At 56.8% G+C, this 20,789-nt stretch carries 19 protein-coding genes; 15 read left to right on the top strand and 4 right to left on the bottom strand.

The annotated features are described in order from the left end of the window. Positions 1 to 247 precede the first annotated feature (247 nt). The gene (locus BLS48_RS00190; protein WP_091574540.1) at positions 248 to 1,000 is read left to right on the top strand and encodes an SDR family NAD(P)-dependent oxidoreductase; all 753 of its coding nucleotides are present in this window, start codon (positions 248 to 250) and stop codon (positions 998 to 1,000) included. Positions 1,001 to 1,066: 66 nt separating this feature from the next. Further along, positions 1,067 to 1,561, top strand: coding sequence for a universal stress protein (locus tag BLS48_RS00185; RefSeq protein WP_342028489.1), 495 nt, complete (start codon positions 1,067 to 1,069; stop codon positions 1,559 to 1,561). 70 nt (positions 1,562 to 1,631) lie between these two features. Here BLS48_RS00185 and BLS48_RS35500 read toward each other — a convergent pair whose 3' ends face one another. Then, positions 1,632 to 2,174 (bottom strand): lysophospholipid acyltransferase family protein, encoded by a 543-nt coding sequence (locus BLS48_RS35500; protein ID WP_244529499.1) that lies wholly within the window; start codon positions 2,172 to 2,174, stop codon positions 1,632 to 1,634. Between the two features lie 229 nt (positions 2,175 to 2,403). Further along, a complete protein-coding gene (locus tag BLS48_RS00175; protein ID WP_091574536.1) occupies positions 2,404 to 3,678 on the bottom strand; it encodes a glycosyltransferase in 1,275 nt (424 codons plus the stop codon). A gap of 450 nt (positions 3,679 to 4,128) precedes the next feature. Between BLS48_RS00175 and BLS48_RS00170 the strand changes: the two genes are divergently transcribed. From BLS48_RS00170 to BLS48_RS00160, 4 genes are all read left to right on the top strand, one after another. Then, positions 4,129 to 4,557: a L,D-transpeptidase gene (locus tag BLS48_RS00170; protein ID WP_244529471.1), complete on the top strand. Its 429-nt coding sequence runs from the start codon at positions 4,129 to 4,131 to the stop codon at positions 4,555 to 4,557. Positions 4,558 to 4,791: 234 nt separating this feature from the next. Beyond that, entirely contained in the window at positions 4,792 to 5,076 is a 285-nt protein-coding gene (locus BLS48_RS00165) for a hypothetical protein (protein WP_143019359.1), read from the top strand. Positions 5,077 to 5,301: 225 nt separating this feature from the next. Beyond that, the gene (locus BLS48_RS36725; RefSeq protein WP_143019383.1) at positions 5,302 to 5,661 is read left to right on the top strand and encodes an NAD-dependent epimerase/dehydratase family protein; all 360 of its coding nucleotides are present in this window, start codon (positions 5,302 to 5,304) and stop codon (positions 5,659 to 5,661) included. After that, positions 5,658 to 6,314, top strand: coding sequence for a nucleotide sugar dehydrogenase (locus BLS48_RS00160; RefSeq protein ID WP_091574531.1), 657 nt, complete (start codon positions 5,658 to 5,660; stop codon positions 6,312 to 6,314). The genes BLS48_RS36725 and BLS48_RS00160 overlap by 4 nt, the downstream gene beginning before the upstream one ends. Before the next feature lie 998 nt (positions 6,315 to 7,312). Here the strand turns inward: BLS48_RS00160 and BLS48_RS00150 are convergent. Then, positions 7,313 to 7,663, bottom strand: coding sequence for a VanZ family protein (locus tag BLS48_RS00150; protein WP_091574528.1), 351 nt, complete (start codon positions 7,661 to 7,663; stop codon positions 7,313 to 7,315). Between the two features lie 93 nt (positions 7,664 to 7,756). Between BLS48_RS00150 and BLS48_RS00145 the strand changes: the two genes are divergently transcribed. The 8 genes from BLS48_RS00145 to BLS48_RS00110 all read left to right on the top strand — a co-directional run bounded on the left by BLS48_RS00145 (position 7,757) and on the right by BLS48_RS00110 (position 18,875). Further along, on the top strand, positions 7,757 to 8,947 hold the full coding sequence (locus tag BLS48_RS00145) for an acyltransferase family protein (RefSeq protein WP_143019358.1): 1,191 nt from the start codon (positions 7,757 to 7,759) through the stop codon (positions 8,945 to 8,947). 239 nt (positions 8,948 to 9,186) lie between these two features. Next, a complete protein-coding gene (locus BLS48_RS00140) occupies positions 9,187 to 10,323 on the top strand; it encodes an acyltransferase family protein (RefSeq protein ID WP_167364886.1) in 1,137 nt (378 codons plus the stop codon). A gap of 316 nt (positions 10,324 to 10,639) precedes the next feature. Further along, positions 10,640 to 10,921 (top strand): hypothetical protein, encoded by a 282-nt coding sequence (locus BLS48_RS00135; RefSeq protein WP_091574524.1) that lies wholly within the window; start codon positions 10,640 to 10,642, stop codon positions 10,919 to 10,921. Between the two features lie 300 nt (positions 10,922 to 11,221). Beyond that, complete coding sequence (locus tag BLS48_RS00130; protein ID WP_091574522.1) at positions 11,222 to 11,941, top strand: Crp/Fnr family transcriptional regulator; 720 nt, start codon at positions 11,222 to 11,224, stop codon at positions 11,939 to 11,941. Between the two features lie 349 nt (positions 11,942 to 12,290). Continuing rightward, positions 12,291 to 13,061 carry a response regulator transcription factor gene (locus tag BLS48_RS00125; protein WP_091574520.1) on the top strand — a complete coding sequence of 257 codons (771 nt, stop codon included), beginning with the start codon at positions 12,291 to 12,293 and terminating at the stop codon, positions 13,059 to 13,061. Between the two features lie 204 nt (positions 13,062 to 13,265). Beyond that, positions 13,266 to 15,590: an AGE family epimerase/isomerase gene (locus tag BLS48_RS00120; protein ID WP_091574519.1), complete on the top strand. Its 2,325-nt coding sequence runs from the start codon at positions 13,266 to 13,268 to the stop codon at positions 15,588 to 15,590. Positions 15,591 to 15,800: 210 nt separating this feature from the next. Further along, positions 15,801 to 17,690, top strand: coding sequence for a GNVR domain-containing protein (locus BLS48_RS00115; protein WP_244529470.1), 1,890 nt, complete (start codon positions 15,801 to 15,803; stop codon positions 17,688 to 17,690). A gap of 333 nt (positions 17,691 to 18,023) precedes the next feature. Further along, positions 18,024 to 18,875 (top strand): sugar transferase, encoded by an 852-nt coding sequence (locus BLS48_RS00110; protein ID WP_091574516.1) that lies wholly within the window; start codon positions 18,024 to 18,026, stop codon positions 18,873 to 18,875. A gap of 28 nt (positions 18,876 to 18,903) precedes the next feature. Here BLS48_RS00110 and BLS48_RS00105 read toward each other — a convergent pair whose 3' ends face one another. Next, positions 18,904 to 19,146: a hypothetical protein gene (locus BLS48_RS00105; RefSeq protein WP_091574514.1), complete on the bottom strand. Its 243-nt coding sequence runs from the start codon at positions 19,144 to 19,146 to the stop codon at positions 18,904 to 18,906. Between the two features lie 150 nt (positions 19,147 to 19,296). Between BLS48_RS00105 and BLS48_RS00100 the strand changes: the two genes are divergently transcribed. After that, positions 19,297 to 20,760, top strand: a complete 1,464-nt coding sequence (locus tag BLS48_RS00100; RefSeq protein WP_091574513.1) for a hypothetical protein — start codon at positions 19,297 to 19,299, stop codon at positions 20,758 to 20,760. Positions 20,761 to 20,789 lie beyond the last annotated feature (29 nt).

Here is a 20,789-nt window from a genome sequence, read left to right as displayed (position 1 = left end):
TCGTTTAATTTGGTTGGTGGTGGCGCTGCGCACCATGCGCACGATCGCCGTATGAGCGCTCTGCTCGGCCGCAGAAAGTATGCATGCTGGAGGTCTCGCCGGCATTGCGATCCGCTGACCGCTGCGCGGAAAAAATTCCCTGCGATCAGCTTCGGGTCCATTGGCGTCCCTCCGCGGCCGCAGTTTGACGATGATCAAGTCGTCATCTTGCGCTTGTCGCTAGGGTTGTAGGCAATGGAGCGCCGCGATGAGAGATTTCCAAGGAAAGACCGCGATCGTAACCGGGGCTGGATCAGGCATCGGTGCTGCAATCGCAATTGAACTGGCGGCAAGCGGAGCGCATGTCGTCGCCGCCGATATCGATATCGCGTCTGCCGTAAGAACTGTGACGCAGATCAGCTCGACGCTCGGCAACGCGCGTGCCTGTCAGGTCGATGTCGCCGATCCGCGCTCGGTCGAGCAGATGGTAGCGTTCGCAGTGGAGACTTTTGGCGGACTCCAGCTCGCAGTTAACAATGCCGGCATCGGCGGGCCTAGCGAGACGACGGTCAACTATCCCCTCGAGGACTGGCAGAAAATCATCGACGTCAACCTCAACGGCGTTTTCTACGGCCTGAAATATGAGATCGCCGCCATGCTGAAATCGGGCGGAGGCGCGATCGTCAACATGTCGTCCATTCTCGGCTCGGTTGGTTGGGAGAATGCCTGTGCCTACGTTTCGACCAAGCACGCGCTCGTCGGGCTGACGAAGACTGCAGCCCTGGAGTATGCCGGCCAGAATATTCGCATCAACGCCGTCGGGCCCGCCTTCATCGATACGCCGCTACTGGCGAAGAACCTGGACGCTGAAGCTATCGGACAACTGGCGGCCCTGCATCCAATTGGTCGTCTGGGAACACCAGAGGAAGTCTCGGCGCTGACATGCTTCCTGCTGTCTGCCGATGCCAGCTTCATCACCGGCAGCTACCATCTCGTGGACGGTGGGTACACAGCCAAATGACTTGGGTGCTGAGTAGGGGAGTTGCCTGAATGACGCGAAATCAAGGCGGCACCTGCAAACTGCTCGATGCAATCGAGAGCAATCCTGCTTGAGACTGGTGCTGATGGTCTGTTTCCGAATGGGAGAAGCGCGATGCGGCGCATGTTGCTTGCCACGGATGGATCGATGGGAGCCAGTCGCGCGACTGAGGTGGCGGCTGAGCTTGCTAGTGCTACTGGAAGTCGCTTGTCTATCCTGACTGTTGGCGGAAATATATCAGGCGAAGAGATGAGGCAGCTTGCGCGCGCAGAGGGAAATGCCGCTGATGCGCTGGAAGAACTCTCAAACCAGGTGTTGCGGCAGGCCAAGGAGCGAGCAGAGGGCGCCGGTGTAACGGATGTCCGTGTGCAAATTGGATGGGGTGATCCCGCGGAGTTGATCATCGAGACGGCTCGACGAGAGAAGGCCGATGCAATCGTGATAGGTCGACGCGGCCACGGACGCCTTGCGGGACTGCTCCTCGGAAGCGTGTCGCAAAAGGTAGCGACCTTGGCGCCATGCGTCGTCATCGTGGTTCCTTGACCGCCGTTTGATGCAGGTGACGAGTGGGACTTTCGCGCGCATGAAACTATTCGGAACGTCGGCAATCGGCCTATGCCAGCTTTCGCCTCCGAAAGGCGACTGCGGAGCGCACGCGCGCTTCGGCGTCCGCATCAACGGCTTCCAGTCTGGCGCGAACCAAGACTAACGATTCCAACAATGCCTTCTGATCGAGATCCTTTGGTATCCGGATTGGCTCGCCGACGGATATGGCTACGGTCGCAAACGGACGAGGCAACTCTCGCTGGTCCCATCGTCCGGCCATGACACATTTGGGATCACTGGCAACTGAGACCGGAACGATCATGAACTGAAGTCGCGACGCCAACAGGACCGTGCCTGGCTTCACTTCGTGATAAGGGCCCAGTGGTCCGTCCACCGCAAGCACCCCGAGTTTCTTCGTCGCGAGGCGTTCAACCATGACTTTGTAAGCGTCACCGCTGTGAGAATGCGCCGGGATGAGTACAGCCTTATAACCGAAGCGACGACATATCCGAGCGATGACTTCCCCCCGAAATGACTGACCAACGAAAACTGTCGCGCTGCGTCCCTCAGCCAGGGCAAACAAGGGGAGGTACTTGCCGTGCCAAAACACAGCCAAGACGGGAGCCCCTTCTGCCAACAGCCGGTCGAGGAGGAGAATCTGTTCGGTGTTCTTCCGCCACGAGGCGGACCATCTTCTTAGAACTACCTCTGCACAGAAGCTTGCGGTGCTTGCCAACGCATCGCGACTAGCGCGCATGATCCTCCGCGACCACCGTTCCTGATCAGGCCGGCCATCATGAGGCGGAGCACTCATCGACTGGAGCTGCAAGCGCCTACCATCATGGTGCCGTTGCCAGGACAGCATCGCCGATCGCGTGGGCGAGATTTCGAAGGATTTTGTATTCTTCGCCAAAGCCGCGCTTTGCGGCCTGCCAAGTATTGTCATTGCCCGCTCTCGCCACTCTGTGCGCCTCCAGTGTGGACGCATAGAGAGCGAGCGCCATTTGCGTCGTGACTTCTTTGGAAAAGCGCGTCGACGTTTGGAGCGCCGCATCTCGTAGCGTCTTTCGTTCGGCGACACTGCGATCGACAACCCAATGGAGCGCGCGCGCAAAATCATCGGCGGGTGAGTTGGCTGGAAGGAGTCGTCCGTTGCGGCCATCGGCCACAACCTCGCGAGCACCGGGCGCATCGAGCGCTACAACGGGGATGCCAGCGGCCATCGCCTCGACAAGGACGAGGCCTTGCGTTTCGGAATGCGAGGAGAATGCAAAGACATCCATGGCCGCATATGCGTCGGCAAGGTCCGGTCCCGTAAGCGCGCCCGCCAAATGCACCCGGTTGCCTAAGCCTGCTTCGGTCAAAGTGTTCTGGATGTAGGGCATCGCCTCGCCACTTCCGGCGACGAGGAAATGGGCGCCTGCATGAGAGGTCAGGAATTGTTTTGCGGCTTCGGTCAGGTATTCTAGGTTTTTCTCGGGCGCCAGGCGGCCGACGTGACCAACTACAAAGACGTCGCTCGGAATGTTGTTGGAAGACCGCATTCGCTTGCCGTCGCCGTTGTCGAAGCGGGCAGCATCGATCCCCGTGGGAACGACGGTCACGGGTGTCTTGACTCCATTCTCCATGAGAAATCGGGCAATGCTCTGGCTTGGCGCGATGACGGCGTCACAAAGGTCGCAATAGCCGAGGGCCAAGCTAAGAACGAGCCGTTTGAGAACAGGCGAGTGCTGCGCAACGTAATGGCCATAGAGTTCGTACCGGGTATGGTACGTATATACGATCGGCAGATCGCGCGTCGCCGATATGCGGAGAGCCGTGTCGCCCAGAAGGAATGGGTGATGGGAATGCACGATGTCGGGCTGGAAGGCATCCAAGGCCTCGTCGAGTGAGCGACTGAGCGGGATCGGCACCGAGAAATCGCTGCCTCCGAAGCGCTGTAGGGCCGGAATTCGCAGTACATCGGTTTCATCTTCTGGTGCGCCGGCAAACTCGGGCGCGATGATCAGAACCCGATGGCCGGCCGCTCGCAAACTTTCAGCAAGCCAAGTGACACTATTGGCTACGCCGCCAATATAAGGGGTGAAGGTGTTTGTGAGCATCAATATCTTCATCGAAGCCGCGGTCCTCGAGAAATTTATCACTGATCCACCTAGCGCTGCTGATCCATCGCCGCATTGATCGGCATCATATGGACGAGCTTGGATCATCAACGACAAAGTGGGCTACTCCGCAGGCTTTGTTGGCCAATTGGCAATCGACAGGCCGACCCCCCATGAGAGTCAAAAGCGAGGTTGCATCCTTGGCGACACGCCACATTCTTGCCGTTGGCACAGGATTTTGGTCAGCCAGCCATCCTCAGACCACCTCGGCAGCTTGCTCATGGTGGCGTTCGTAGGAGCCACGGTACTAGCCGACGTCAAACGAAACGAACCTGGCATAGTGTCCTCTAGTCCGATGCAAACGCACTTCTGATCATGGTCGTGATGTGAATCAAATCATTCGCGTAGGAAATGAATAGGAAGGGGTTCCATGATTGTGTCGTCTTCTGCAAAGGAAAGACATTGCGCTTCTTTTGGTTTGCCCTCGCGGTCCAGTTGGTTGAGTTTTCCCCTGCAGCGCATGCATTTGCAGCAGAAGTCGAAGTTCTGATCGACCTTTCAGAGCAAAGAATGATGGTCGAAGTGGGCGGCGAAAATAGCTACAGCTGGCTTGTCTCGACGGCGCGGCGGGGCTACCGGACGCCAATCGGGCACTTTCAACCGACAAGGCTTGAGCGGACTTGGTTTTCTACGCGGTATGACTTGTCGCCGATGCCTTATTCGATTTTCTTTCGCGGCGGATATGCCATCCACGGCACGAAGGAGATCGGCAAACTTGGGCGTCCCGTATCTCACGGTTGCGTGCGGCTACACCCCGCTAACGCACATCGCCTCTTCGAACTGGTCAGACTATACGGCAAGGGCGCGACCGAAATAACCATCAGGCCATGAGACCAGTTATGGCGGGTGGCACCTACCTATGCATTGTCAAATGCTGCAACGTCAAATGCTGCAACGGCCACGGCGCGTGAGCCCAGGCGTTGGCCGCCGTGCTGCCACACCAGCCCAACCTGGATATCTCCGACATGATCCGGTCCGAAGTGTCGGGGATTTGTTGATGTCGGCAGGGCGCCGATCATCATGCTGTTGCGGAACTGGCAGCCGGCACCCGTTGGAGAGGACATCGTGATCGCCCTGGTCGCCGAGCGGGCGGCTGCCCGTGCCGTACACGACGCGATGCCCCTTTTGACCCGGGCGCGGAAAGTAACGGTGTTCGTGTTCGATCCGCAGGCCGATACAAAGGATGCGGATCTCGGATTGCTGCGCGACCATTTGGAGCGACTGTGTACCCACCCACAGACGTTGATTCCGCATCGCCCTTTTAAAAGGGAAACCCTGTCTCGCTTAGCTAATTTAGAACAGTCTAAATTATGCCTGGGATCTGAAATTAGTTTTCTTTGTTTCTGTTGATAGTCATTTAATATATATTTTATCTGTGATATTAGTTAATTATACCGAATATAGTCTCAAGTAACTCTATATATAGTCAAATTTAACCAAGAATAAATCCGTCTAGATTTAGCGTGTTGACTCTCTTATGTTCACAAATTAACATTTAATTAACAACATTTTAGAGGGAGTGGGGGCTCCTTGGTTGTTGCGATTTTGCGTCAGGAGTTGGGGTTTAAAAGATTCATGTCAATTAAGAAATCGCCGGAGCCTAAGGCTGCGACTGTGGAATCACGTCCAGTATATAGCTTGGTAACAGGTGGCGCGGGCTCTTTAGGTTCTCATCTCTGCGGCTTGCTGCGGGACCATGGCCACGTCGTTCACTGGATCGACAATTTCTCCGCCGGCCGAAGGGAAAATGTAGATCACCTGCGAGGCACAGGGCAAGGCGAAGACGGTGCTCGGTTGGGAGCCCAAAGCAAGTCTTCGGGACGGGCTGATAGCGACGATCGACGATTTCGAGAAAGAGCTCTCAAAAGAGGAACATTCGTCCTCGGCGCTTGTCGCCTGGAAGCCGAATTCAGCCCTTCGGAGCGTGTTCCATGAGAATTACAATTGTTGGCGTCGGCTATGTCGGTCTGGTTACGGGCGCTTGCTTCGCCGAGCTTGGCAACGACGTCATCTGCGTTGATAGCAACGCAGCACGCGTGAGGTCCTTGATAGACGGTGTGATACCGATCTATGAGCCTGGTTTGCAGGAGATTGTACAGCGCAATTTTGCGGCTCATCGTCTCATGTTTGCCGACCAACTCGGTCCTCACGTTCGAGGAGCTGATGTCGTGTTTCTCGCGGTTGGAACGCCCCGGCAGCCGGGCGACGGCGAGGCTGACTTATCTGAAATCTTCTCTGCCGCACGCGAGATTGCATCTCACGCCGCAGATGGACTCGTTCTGGTCACAAAATCGACCGTGCCCGTAGAAACTGGGACTCGAGTCGAACACCTGATCCGCTCGATGCGGCCGGATTTGAAATGTGCGGTCGTGTCCAACCCCGAGTTCTTGAAAGAAGGTACAGCGATTGCCGACTTTATGAGCCCGGACCGCGTGGTGGTCGGAGCCGACGAGGACTGGGCCGCCTTACGCATTGCCGAGCTCTATTTTCCACTTAGCCAGAAGGGCGTTCCGATGATTGTGACCGGTCGCAACGCTGCCGAAGTAATCAAATATGCTGCCAACGCTTTCCTGGCAGCGAAAATCTGAGGCAGAGAAAACGACTGACGGGGTGACGACCGTGAAAACAACTATCGTCTTCGACTGCGAGTTCCTTTTGGGCTCTTAGTTTCCGCGCCACGATCGACGGCTCGCTATCGCATCGACACGCCGTACATTGGCGAGTGGCCCCATCGTGGAATTCGACTCGAGCCCATTGCCAACGGTGATCTTGCGGATGTTCTCCACAAGCAGGGAAACAAACTCCATCCTGCGAGGGCGACCCTGCCGCGTCGCTCGCCATATCCCATTACAGGCCTCGCACGATTAGACTCACGGACAGCAACCCGGTAAGCGCCCCAACGATGCCGATTATAACACTGGCCCAGGCAACAAGCCTTTCTCGCCGATCTCTACGTTCTTGCCCGATCGCCTTTCGGACCTCGGAGTAGCCTAACGCCGTCAGACTCCAGCTGTTAAGCTGAGACGACCTCCTCCACAGCGGGCTGTCGTCCGTCGCATAGTCAATCGGCACATCGAGACGATCTGCCTCTCTCAGCAGTCGCCGCGTTTTGATCTCCGCAATCAACTCGTAGTACAAAATGGTTTCCCAGTGACGCCGATACTCCGCTTTCTTACGCTCGGCTACTGTTTCGGAATTTGCTAGTGCAAGGTCATATGCATTGTCGAGTTTTCTGATCGTGCGCCGATGTGCGCCAAGTTCCAACTCCTCTCTTATCTGTATTGGAATCCACATTGTTCCCCCCAGAGCTAACTCCCCAACTGAACCCTACAACCCAATACGGCGCTGCGTCTATTACACTCCTTGGATGAGCTCCGAGGAACGATTGCGCTCGATTTGCAGGTTCTCTACCGCGGCCGGTGGGCATAAGATCGACTTGGATGCTATCCACGCCGAGAAGCTGGGCCGACCAGGCGTGCTGGTCTACCGACACTGACGTGCTTGGACTGGCACATCGCCTGATGCACAGAGAGAACCGCAAATAGCCGGGTGTAAGGCGAGGGAATTGCAAGCGGTCGGACCCAACTCACGGTCGCAGTCGCAGCCATTCCATCCTGGCAATCAAAAGACCCCCCAGTGCCCCGATGATGCCGGCTATCGCCTTGATCACTGCGTCATCGACAGTGGGGTGCCGCGTCGGGCTGAACAACTGCAAGGCTTCGATGCCGAGCCCAGCCGCAACCATTAGGCAAATGGTCAAAAACCAATTTCGGTCGTAGGCGAGACGGAACAACAGCCCAAGCGCGAAGAAGGCGGCTACTCGTTCCGGCTCCGGGCCAAAACCCGACTGGGGGCGAAATCCGATCGGAACGAGCGTCACGATCAAGATGGCGATCAGGACCAGCCATAGGGCGATCCGGAGGGCGGTGCGAAGCATCTTCCTTCCCTAGCAACGATTGACATCGTCAGCCACCGCGTCTGTACGCAGCAAAGCTCCCCATTCGCCTGACCTCCAAACGGACTAGCAGGCGTGCTGATCATTTCAATCTATCATCAGGTCGGCGCGCCGCCAAAATCCTGGAAACGCATGAAACGCCATGACCACTATCTCACCATAGATATCCTGCGCATCTTCGCGGCGATACTGGTGTTGCTCAATCATTTCGCGACATTCGGTTGGGAGACCGCGTCAGTCGTCGAGGGTGATCATGTCGCATTCGGCTTTCTGTCCGCTTTTGCCGGTTTGGGCGCCGTAGGGGTTGAGGTTTTCTTCGTAATTTCCGGTTTTGTGATCGCCATGAGTGCCTCGGGCGATGGTGGGCTGTCACACGCGATTAGGTTCGCACGAATTCGCGCCATTCGCATATTGCCGGCCTTGTGGCTGTCGGCGCTCGTCAGTCTGGTCGCCCGAGCCTGCTACGGCGAGGATCTGATGCCCTTGCTTATGGATTTCAGTAGATCGGTGATACTGTCGCCCAAGGGGCCTTACATTGACGGTGTCGTATGGTCTCTGGTCATCGAGGCCGTATTCTATTTCCTGGTCGCAATGGCCATCCTGTCAAAATTTCGATTGTCGCTCTATGGTCTGGCTAAACTCATAGGTTTCTCCAGCGCCGTCTATATTCTGGTCCTTGCTGGCCTCCATGTCGTTCCGCAGTCCACGGATGCAGACGAATGGATATCGTTCCTGTCGCGGTTTCAGTTCAAAGTTCTCATGGCCCAGCATGGCGTCTTTTTCGCCGTTGGGATGATACTTTTCAGTGTGAAATCCGATCATGACAAGGGCGACAGCCGTAAATTTAAGCTGGAACTTCTGTCTGTCTTCTCCGTCATGGGCATGGCGGAGATTTTCATGTCTGTTGACCGCGCCTTCGAATACAGGACGATGGCAGTCGTGATCTGGATTGTGTGTGTTTTCGTGATGATCGTCGGGATAAAATACGTTGATTTAATTGGAGTGTATTTTCGAAGGAATAAGTCAATTATTACTTATCTTGGAGGGTTGAGTTATCCGATATATTTGAATCATTATTCAGTCGGCATGGTCATCGTCTGGATGGTGTGCTCTTTGGGCCTTCCTGACGGCATCGCCTTTTTGGTCTCCGTGTCAATCGTCCTGGGTTTGAGCATGGGGGTGATGTGGCTGGAAAGAAAGATCCAAACCGCGATCAAGAGCTGGTTTCCAAATCCGGCGCGGGAAAGGCTCAAGCTGGCAGTTTAGCATTGCAAAGGTAGGGTAATGCAGATTGTCCAGGAGCAATGGTTCGGAACGGTGGGCATTTCATGCGGGATGCCGCCCGATGCACATCGTTCCGTCGCGGTCGCTCGGCGGGCTTCTTCGGACGTAGGTAAGCCAAAGGAATGGTCTCGCCCCCAAACGTAGCAATGGTCGCACCGGTCCTTTCGATGGTAGCAAAAGGCGGTTCGCTTCCTGGCGTCCGGCAAGGGCTTAAACGTCAAATGGAACGCAAGACCCACTATTTCACGCTGGACTTGTTGCGGATTGTTTCTGCGATCCTGGTTTTGCTCAGTCATTTCGCCACATACGCTGCGAAAACCGCCTCGATCGCCGATGGAAAAGATGTGGCTTTCAGATTCCTGTCAGTGTTTGCGGGTTTGGGGGCGGCAGGTGTCGGAACCCTGTTTGCAATCTCGGGGTTTGCGATCGCCATGAGCGCCTCCCGCGACGGCGGGATGACGCCGGCCCTACGATTTGCCCGTATTCGCGCGACGCGAATTCTGCCTGCGTTGTGGTTGTCGGCGCTCGTGAGCTTAGGTGCACGTGCCTTTTACGGCGAGGATATTCAAGGTCTGCTGCTGGCTTTCGCGAGATCTGCGATCTTGTCTCCAAAGGGGCCATATATCGACGGCGTCGTTTGGTCTCTCGTCGTGCAGATGGTGTTCTATTTCCTGGTGGCCGCGTCCATTCTGTCCAAATTTCGCCTGTCGCTCTATGACTTGGCGAAATTGATAGGGCTCTCGAGTTCCGCATATCTGCTCCTCTTGTGTGGCCTTCACCTGATGCCCTCGTCCATGGAATCGGATGAGGCGATTTCGGTGCTGTCGCGGTTCCCCTTCAAGGTGCTCTTGCTGCAGCATGGCGTTTTCTTCGCGGCCGGCATCATATTCTATCTTTCCAGCGACGATCGCATAGAGGGTCGAAGCGTTGCGTCGATGAATACCTTGTTCTTGCTCTTCTGGGCCATGGGGGTTGTTGAGGTTCTTATTTCTATCGACAGCCCTGAAGAGTATCGCGGGCTGGCGGCTATTATATTGAGCATTTTTATATCTATCATGGTGCTCGGAAAATGGCACGATAGATTGATAAGCGAAAGATTAAATAACCATAGAAAAACCGTTAGATACCTTGGTGGCTTGAGTTACTCAATATACCTCAACCACTATGTATCCGGGATGGTTTTGGTCTGGTGGCTATTTCAGCTAAAACTGTCCGCGCCGGCGGTGCTCGTGGTCTCTGGATTTTGCGTCTTGAGCTTGAGCTCTGCCGTAACGTGGCTCGAGCGAAGGATTCAAAATGCCATCAACGCAAGATTCCAGCACCCCCGTCCAGGCAGGGCGACACTTGCCATCGGATGATGAAACGGAAAATTCGGACGAGCTCGGCGGGTGCAATTGTGTTTCCGGAATATTCCTGTGGCATCCAACTGCCTGGCGGTTGCGCGACTGCTGCCTGGGGGAGGTCTCACATCGACCGACCGAGCTAAGTCCCGTTGTCTACAGCCAGATTGGTATGCTTCGCTGCTGTGTCGGGGCAGGAAACAAGGCTAGCATGGCATCCAAAAGGAAGGGGATCAAATCAACTCCATTCAACGTCCGACTTCCGGCGAGGATCGCTGCCGACCAGTCAGACCGTTCCATATGTGACCACCCTCTTATGCATTGAGACATTGAGATGGCAAAGAAAAAGTCACGCGACAGACCAAGTGGTGACCTCCTCGTCTTGCTGGCTAGCAGACCTAGAGGGATAGCACTTGCCGCGTTGCATGTGATTGAATCTCTGCTCCTCGAGTTGGAGGCATCGGAGATCTTGACCGCGAGGGAAATCAGGGGAGTGTTGAAGGACGCGGCAACGACGTTGCGCAACGCCGCAGGCGAAGTGGACAACCGCAGCTGCCTTGTGGCCAGCGAGATAGTTGAGTCCATGCGAGAGAATTTCAAGAAAAGCAAAGCTTGAGCAGGCCGGGCCCGCCCACGGGTCCCGCAAGGTATTCGGTAGAGCCAATACTCCATGCATCCGGCAGCCGCCACGGGGGTTGGGATCGGAGCGTGCCCTACGGGCGCCAAGCCAGCTGGCAGATAAATCTTCCTATCCCACCAAAATCCGCATGCTATTGCCAGTCGGGGCATTCGCCGTGGCTAAAAAGCGTTGGTTAAGCTCATCCGATAGTTGTAGGTGGCTTGGGGGTACTCATGACGCCAAGGTTGCTATACATTTGCCGTTGGAGGTAGATGGGGGAAGGGTTAGTGGGGATCAATGGCGTCAGCTTCGCATCCTTATTTGAGCGGAAACGAGAACCGACAGTGGTATGCCGGACTTAAGGACGATGACAACGCGTATATCCAGGCGATTGGGTTCGTACCGAAGCAGTATCCGGCTCAGACCGTCATCGTAAATCAAGGCGACGAGAGCAATCGTATCTTCATCGTCGAGTCGGGCTGGGGATGCATTTCACATGATCTCGCTGGCGGGCAGCGACAGATCCTGGATTTCGCCCTCAAGGGCGATATCGTCATGCCACAGTCGTACTCCGGGGTCGCGGGGGAGACCTTTGTGGCTCAGACCGAGCTTTCGGTGTTCGAAGGATCGGGTAAGAAGTTTTTTCTTGCCCTAGCCAACTCGCCTCGCATCGCCTCTCTTTGTCTCGAAACTCTCATACTCCAGAGGGCGTTGGTTGCGCAGCATCTCACCAATGTAGGGCGGCGCAGCGCGCTGGCGCGCACCGCCCATTTGCTGCTCGAACTCAAGACGCGCCTGGATCGTACCGGCGCCGTGACCCACAAGGGATTCGCATGTCCTCTTACCCAGTATGACCTTGCGGATGCGCTCGGCCTGACGCCGATACACGTCAATCGAATGCTCCGGGAATTGCGGGAGCGCGGACTGCTCGAATTCCGCCAAGGTTATGTTCGCATACTCGACGACGCCGGCGTCAGGAGATTTGCCGAGTTCGATAAGCGGTATGTCGACAACTGAGACGCAGCGCTGGAACGCGATGCCAGATGGCAGGTAAGGCGTAGCCATCGTTTGGCCGGTGGCTGCCATGACGGGTTAGGACACCTCTGGCACTGGGATGAGATAGCAGGCGCGTATAGATCAAAAGGACTAAGATTTATTTAGGGTTTGTTAACTTAAATTAGTGAACTTGGAACTTTTGGCCGGTAGCCTTGGTGCTTGATAGCACTGTGACCATGGCGGGGGCCGAGGAAATATCACAGTCTGCAATCCTGCTGGCGCGAACGCGGTTCCGTTCGCCCCTTCGGCGTGTGTCCCTGCAGAGTTGTCTCGTGCTGATTGAGTACGCGAGAAACGTTGGGGATAAGCTATGAATCCGGCAATTCAATTCGATCGCAAATCGCCTAGTGGACTGGATCTCGTTTCGCAGAAGGTCGGGGGTGCGATACACCTTCACAGGCAGGACCCGGCTGAATCCTGCCTGGTTCTGCTCGATGAGCGCACGCTTGACCGGCAGTGCCTTGCCCAGTGCCTGACAGCGTATCGCGTCGGCAAGGAAATCCTGTCGTTTGGTTCGATCGAGGAGTGGCGTCAGCAAGACGACGCGCCGTCAGCGTCGGCCATCATGCTGAATTTGGGCAGCCGCAAGGTGACCGATACCAAGACAGGCAATGAGATCGCCGATCTCGTCAACGAGGCCCGCCCCATTCCAGTGGTGATCTTGGCCGACACCGATGAGTTGGAGCAGATTCTAAGGGCTTTGAGCTATGGCGTAAAAGCCTACATCCCCTCATCGATCCGCTTCGAGATCTGCGTCGAGGCTGTGAACTTCGTGATAGCCGGCGGGACTTTCGTCCCTACAAACAGCTTCCTGGCGCTTCACAAGGGAACAGACACGAGCGTCGATGTAGCCAGACCGATGGCGAGCGTGTTCACCCAGCGCCAGGAAGAGGTGGTCCAAGCCCTCAGGCGGGGCAAGGCGAACAAGATAATCGCTCACGAGCTCAATCTGCGCGAGAGCACGGTCAAGATCCATATTCGCAACATCATGAAAAAGTTGAAGGCGACCAACAGGACGGAGGTCGTCTACAAACTCAACGAGTTGTTCCCTAACGCCAACATGTCGATGCGATCGAGTTGAAGAATCCTCGTAGGGGCAGGCTGTGCATCGACAAGCAAGGTGATCGCCGGCGCCCAGGGCCGGAGAAGTCGGCTATTGCCTTCATGGCCTTTCAGGGTTGCGGGAGCGACTGACGTTTGCCGGTGACGAGCCAACGCGGGTCGCTTGGGAAGAAGTCCTGGGCAATTCGTTACGCTGCAGTTCAGTTGAAAGCGTGGTGTTGTTATGGCTGATCGAATTTCGTGTTTCGTGATGAGCGGCGGGGTTGGGTCACGGCTGTGGCCGCTGTCGCGGGAGGATAATCCAAAGCAGTTCCATGATTTCTCCGGCGATGGATCGATGCTGACGAAAACCGTACGGCGCCTGAAAAGCCGTTGTGACGGGGAAACACCGATCCATCTGATCGCGTCGGAACGGAATGCTGAACGGATCCACTCTGACCTCGCCGGTATCGATCTCTCGGGCGGAGGTCCCATTTTTGAGCCCGTTGGTCGCAACACGGCGGCTGCCGTGGCCGTTGCGGCGTTGCACACTATCAATAGCCATGGAGACGGGATTGTCCTTGTCGTCCCATCCGACCACGCCATAACCACGGATCTGCAATTCTGGGAGACCATCGAGAGGGGCGTACCTGCCGGAAATACAGGCAGCATTGTGGTTTTTGGCTTGCGTCCAAGCCGCGCTGAAACAGGTTACGGCTATGTCGAGGGCGGTTTGCCCATCGGGACCTCCGATATTCGCAAAGTGGTTCGCTTTATCGAGAAACCGGAAATAGAGGCGGCCGAGAGGTACGTTGCGTCAGACTCCTTCTTCTGGAATATGGGCATTTTCCTGTTCCGGGCGAGCGCTATGCGCGAGGCCTTCCTTTGGCATCGGCCGGAGATCTGGAACAGCGCGAAAAAAGCACTGAGTGCTGCTACGACAAATTTGTCCGGCACCTATCTGCCGCTGGACCTATATTCGCCAATTCCGTCGATATCGATCGATTACGCGATCATGGAAAAGGTCAGCGACATCACCTTGGTGCCGGCGAGCTTCAAATGGAGCGACCTGGGCTCCTGGCAATCACTGTTGGACGCAAGTTCGACCGACGAAAACGGCAATGTCATCGTTGGCGATGTCGTCGCGATCGATTGCCAACATTCCTACTTGCGCAGCCGCGGCAGATTGCTGTCGGCGGTCGGGCTGAGGAATGTTGCCGTCGTCTCTACCGCTGACGCCACGTTCGTGGCTCCCGTGGGAGAAAGCCAGAACGTCAAGCGAGTTGTCGAGCGCCTCGAGAAATGGGGCCGCCTCGAAACCAAGTTTACGCCCGCCCACAATCACGTGCTGTTGCCGGGCGCCTGGCGCGAACGGGTTGCACACTGGCTGTTCGACGAGACATTGCCGCACTGGTCGACCGTCGGGGTGGACGAACTCTACGGAGGGTTTCACGAGGCTTTGTCGCTGGACGGTACGCCGCTTGTCAAGCAGAAGCGGATGCGAACGATGGCGCGACAAGTCTACGCGTTTTCGGTCGCCAAGCTGCGGGGATGGAACGGTCCTGCCGACCGGCTGATCGCGCATGGCATTGAATTCATGAAGAATGGGCGAACCAGCCGAGGCGGATGGGCGCGGACGCTCAATGTCGACGGATCTGTCGCCGATCCATGTGAGGACGCTTATGATCACGCCTGTGTTCTTCTGTCCCTGGCTTACGCCCACCAGGCCAAAAACCCGGATGCGCTCAGGCTTGGCGAGGAAACCTTGGCTTTCGTCGATGCGCATCTCGAAGACGGACGGCTGAACGGATTTCTGGAGTCGTCGAGCGGTACCGGTCTTCGTCGCAGCAATCCCCATATGCATTTGCTTGAGGCGTTCCTTGCCTGGCACACGGCCACTGGCGAGAGGAGCTATCTTCGACACGCAGCCCGCGTTGTCGATCTCTTCAGAACGCATTTTTTTGATGCCGACAGTTGGACGCTCGGCGAGTACTTCGACGATGGGTGGAAGCCCGCTGCAGGCGACCAGGGTCAATGGACCGAGCCCGGACATCATTTCGAATGGGCATCGCTCCTTGTCGAGTTCGCGGCAAAGACCGGGCAGGCGGACCTTATTCCGTATGCTAGAAAACTCTACGCTTCCGCGATAGCCAATGGCCTCAACCGATCGACGGGGCTGGCTTATGGCGCCGTGTCTCGTTCGGCATTGCCGGTCGACCTGATATCGAGAAGTTGGCCCCAGGCCGAAGCGATCAAGGCCGCGATTGCATTGGAAGGATCCGGTGGGCCAGACCTGAAGCCCGAGATAGAAACGCGCGTTGGACGGCTGTTTCGCTGGCATATCGATCCGGCACCGATTGGACTGTGGATCGACAGGATTGATGAGAAGGGCAGGGCGGTCGCTACGGAAACCCCAGCCAGCATATTCTACCACCTGGTGACGGCGTTGATGCAATATCTGGACAAGACGGAGGGGTCGGTCATTCGTCCCATGCCGCTATCGTCCGGCGCGCTGAGGCCCAATTTCGACCAAGGTATACTCGACCAGGCACTTCGTGATTCAGCTTAGGAAGGCCAAGCACCGTGGGACGATCATGCTCCATCCGACAAGCAGCGCCATTGGTGGGATTTGGGATAGGGTGTCTACCCCATTTGAACGAATTTTCGCAGGCGGTACGAGCGCCTAGGGTATGGTGAGAGAGCGGCTAAAGCTGCTGCCCGGTGAGAGTTTCTCGACCGTGCGGCTTGGCCTTCTTTCCCGCAGATATGGATTGAAGCCATGCTAGAACGGCCGTTGTCGGCGATTGCCCACAAGACATGGCGCGAGGCCGATGCCCCGCATGATTTCATCAGCCTCTTCGACATCGTTTCTTTCGTGCGGCAGTATCTTTTTTTTATTCTGTCGTTCTCTGTCGCGGGAATTCTCTGCTCTGCGTTTTACATTGGTACTTCCGACCCGATCTATGCGGCGCGAACACAGATTCTCATCGAGCCGAAAATCCCCCGCAACCTCCAGCAGCAGCCCGCCGAAATAAATCTTTCGCTCGACACCGCTCAAGTCGAGAGCCAGCTTGCAGTTCTGCGCTCCGAGAAGATCGCAATGATGGTGATCGATGACCTCGGGCTCATGAACGATCCGAGGTTCAGGGACCTGAACGGTCCCGGCATCGGCGACAGGTTTCGCAGAGCTTGGACCAATACCGTTCAGGTGAGCGGAATTGGCGACCATGCCGGCTATGTTGGGCTGGCGAACTTTGTCGATCGAATGCTGCCTTGGGTGGATCGAACACAAGCGAATAATCCGAAGCCGGATACCGAACGCGAGCGCAAGGCGGTGGAGATTTTCGACGACGGCCTGGACGTTCAGCGTGTCGGTGTCTCATACGCAATAGACATCACGTTTCAATCGTTGGACCCGAAGCTGTCGGCACGCATAGCGAACGCCACTGCGGATGCGTTCGTTCGCGAGCAGGTGCAGACGACCACAGCCGCGGCGACAGAGGGCATCGCATGGCTGGAAAGGCGAATGCGGGAGGTCGGCGATCAGATGAACAAGGCGACCAGGGTCGCACAGGAGTTTCGAGCCAAACACGACTACGCGATCGACCCGAACGAGACACCCATCGACCGCCAGGATCTGCCCCCCGATAAAGAGCACCCAGGACAACAGACTACGCTGGAGCAACTCGAAGTTGCCGCAGGCACCTATCGCAAGATGTACGAAAGCCTGCTCGCCGCCTACACGAACTCGGTGGACCAGCAACCCTACATCATCGCGGACGCTCGTGTCATCACATCCGCGACGAGCCCGGAGACGGCAAGTCGCCCACGCAAGAAGCTTGTCCTCGCCTTTGGCGCACTTGCCGGGCTGATGGCTGGCATTGGGTTCGCCGTAGCGCGACGCAGCCTCGATCGGAACGTGAGGAGACCGCACCAGATTCGTCGGGAATTGGGGCTGGCCTGCATTGGAGAACTGCCGCAGGTAAGCTTCAGGCGGGGTGGCTTTGGTCGGCTCGACGAAGTTCTCAGGGACCCCCAGTCTTCGTTCAGTACGAGTATGAAAGGCTTAAAGGCAACCATCAGCCTGGCCGGGGCCTCTCGCCCGATGCGCTGCATCGGAATTACCTCCGTCTCGCCCGGCGACGGAAAGAGCACCGTCGTGAGCAATCTGGCTGCTCTCTATGGCGCGTCGGGCATAACAACCCTGGTTATCAACGCTGACCATAGGTCTGCCCTGGCCGCCGAACTTCTTAGTTCTCCCAATTTCGACGTGTTCGATCAGGATTCTGTGGATCCGAAAGAATTTGTAAAAAAGATACAATTTGTAGAAGGGATGTCGTTCTACGGATTGACCAATGTCGACAGAATTTCAAATAACGCTACTCTTGATAAGAATATGGAAAAAATATTAAGGGAGGTTGGTCCCTACAAGATTGTCATTGTGGAACTACCTCCATTTACATCGGGTGCGGACGCACTCGCCGTCTGCCCTCTGCTCGATGGGGTAATCGTCGTGGCGCAATGGGGCGAGACGTCGCTTGGTCAGCTTGCGGATCTGACCCAGACTCTGAGAAATACGAACTCATCGGTACTTGGTGTTCTGATGACGCGTGTCCGTTCCGTTTCGACCAGCGGTTACCGGAAGCGCGCGGCTCAAGCGCCGCGCTGACTTGCATGCTGTTGGTGGGTGCATCGGTGGTAGGTCACCTTCTGCGGGAGTGGCCTAGGCCTCCTGCCAATGTGATGCAGAGGATCGGCAGGCCCGGCAGAAGCCGGTTCGCCCTCGACACGGCGCCATATGGTCGCGGATGATGGCGCCAAATTCCGAAAGCGCGCGGCACCGGCAGGAACAGCAGCCGTTCGTGCGAACGAGAGGCTAGCATCTTAGGTGTAGCCCGTCATTGCCGCTCCTCCCAGTCTACAACCTTTTCGCTGCTTGCCGTTAGCCATCCAAAGTTGTCAAAAATACAGCTGGAGACGTGTGCAAGTAGTGTGAGCAGAAATGTCCAATGTGATCGAAAGTAAACCGGGGCGACGCGAGATCTTGGGCATTCTGGCCGGAACCCGGCCTGCGGCGACATGGGCTCTTTGGCGTCGAGGCGGCGCGGCCGCCAGATCGAATATGCCGAACGTGTCCCCGCCGCATTTGAGCGCAAGCCAAGACCACAATGCCATTCCGTTTGATCAAGGCATGCCGGCGGCAGGCGCGCAGGAAAACCTGCCGAGCGAAGGACGCCAGCCACTCGGTGGTCGGGCAAAGCGGGCTCTTGATCTGCTGGTGGCCTCGACGGCGCTTGTTCTGATCAGTCCCCTCATGCTTCTCATTCCACTCTTGATCAAGGCGACCACAGGCGGTCCGGTATTGTTCGTTCACCGCCGTATCGGGTTCAATGGCAAGGCCTTCGACTGCTACAAGTTCCGCACGATGGTGCCGAACGCCGAGGAGGTGTTGCAACGGCACCTTAGTCGTGATGTGCAAGCTGCTCAGGAGTGGTCGGCCAACCAGAAACTGAAGCTTGATCCGCGCGTCCTGTTCTTCGGAAAGATGCTTCGCAAATCGAGCCTCGACGAACTGCCGCAGTTGTTCAACATATTGCGTGGCGATATGAGCTGCGTTGGTCCGCGGCCTGTCGTTGCCGATGAATTACTGCGCTATGGCACAGCAACGCATGAATATTTGAAGACACGCCCGGGGCTCACCGGCCTTTGGCAGATAAACGGCAGGAGCATGACCGAATATTCTCATCGGGTATCGCTGGATGCCCAGTACGTTAGAACATGGTCTCTGGGCCGCGATCTCCTGATCCTCGTCAAGACGATACCCGCCATGATGAAATTCGAGCAGACTTCGTGAACTTGCAGCCCATGCGGCAGAGATCGTCTCAGCGCCGTCTGGCGCGATAGGACAGCAGCGCCAGCGCAAGGCCGATCAAATAGGCAATTTGAGTGACGATAACGAGATAGAATGTCGAGCGGATGATGGTTTGAACGGACAGCTGGAGAAAACTGCCGGTAGCGATACTGGCGACGACAACAGCCAATGTCGCCGCTATGAGGGCCGACACGCGCAGCTTCAACCCAATTGCCAAACCAAGGCAGGCAACGCCGAAAATGGCGAACGACACGGCGACCTCCCCAGGTCAATTTGCTTTGCGCGATACCAGCCCCGATCCAAGGAAATCAGAGTCGCCGCCTCCTGTGAAGCCATCGACCTGCCGAAGCGGCGCGGCCGCCTGGTCAAAGTCGGGACCAGCTTTGGTCGCCGGAGAAGCTAGATGCAGATTTCCGTCGTCGGATTATTGATATGTACGGGGATACTGGCCTTCGTCGCATGTATGCGCTGGTCGATGATCACTGCGTTGATAGCCTCGCTGGCTTTTGGTGCGACTGCGATTGGGACGATAAGCTCGCTTGGCGGCTCATCGCCACTCATCTTCACGGTCTTCAACATGCTCCTGATCATGGCGGCGCTTGCTCGAAGGGGAATATGGAGGGAACTGGGAACCGTCTTCGGCCATATTGGTGCAGCATGGATCGTCTGCGCGTTCATGATCTACGTGACGATCGGGGCACTGCTGTTCCCCAGGCTCTTTGCCGGGCAGACGAGCGCTTTCGTCGCTTCCCGGACGGGCAGGGGCGTCTACGAAGCCGCCTTGGCACCGGTGTCTGCCAATATCTCCCAGACGGGATACTTTGTTCTAGCGGGATTGACGTTCCTGGCGGTCTGCCTGCTGCTTCAGCGTGATGGCACCTTGGCGGACATCAAACGGGGCTACTTCCTGTGGTTCACCTTGCATGTGTCGATGGGAATCCTGGATTTGCTGGGTAAACTGGTTGGCGCGGGTGACATCCTCGCCCCGATCCGCACCGCCAGCTACTCCATGCTGACACAAGTTGAAGAAGCAGGCTTCTGGCGGATCGCAGGGGCGTTTTCAGAAGCATCGGCGTTCGGTGGAGTGTCGCTGACGGGGCTTGCATTCACCTACACCTATTGGACCAGGACCGGATCCAAGTTCGCGCTGGGCCTGGGGGCGATTTTGTTCGTTCTCCTGCTGCTATCGACATCATCGACCGCCTATGTCGGACTTGCGATCATAAGTGTGCCTGTTGTCATCTCCATCACCAAGTCGTTCGTCACGGGTCGGTTGAAGCCGGGGGAGGCGCTGCTGGTCGCGCTGCTGATGCCCTTGCTCCTCCTCGGGATGGCCGTCAGCCTGTTTTACCCGCATTTCCTTGATCCGGTGGCGCAGCTTGTCGACACCACGGTGATCAATAAGGTCGCTTCGGCCTCTGGCCAGGAGCGCAGCTACTGGAACTACAAGAGCCTGCAGTCGTTCTTCGACACCGGCGGGCTGGGGGTCGGGCTGGGCAGTTCGCGGGCTTCGAGTTGGCTGATAGCGCTCCTCTCTCAGTTGGGACTGTTCGGCACAGTGATGATGATGATCCTGTTGGCAATGTTGGTGCGGGGCCTGAGGGGCGTTGGCGGCCGTATCGATCCAGAGGTCGAGGCAATCGCGGCAAGCGCTCGCGCTTGCGCCCTTGCTTCATTGGTGGCCGGGTCGCTCGCAAGCGGCAGTCCGGACCCCGGCATCGTTTTCTATATTCCGCTTGCTGTCGTTCTCGTCTGCCGGCGCCTGCCGGTGCAAGACGACTGCGTTGCTGTAACGCCTGTGGAGATGCCCGAGCGCCGGGGCCGTCCGGGCAAGCGTCGATCGGCTTCAATTCCCAGCCGCGCTTAGTCCGTGAGAAAGTTGACCGATGACCGATG

Source organism: Mesorhizobium qingshengii, from assembly GCF_900103325.1.
GTDB lineage: Bacteria > Pseudomonadota > Alphaproteobacteria > Rhizobiales > Rhizobiaceae > Mesorhizobium > Mesorhizobium qingshengii.
This window is presented reverse-complemented; position numbering and strand designations above follow the sequence as displayed.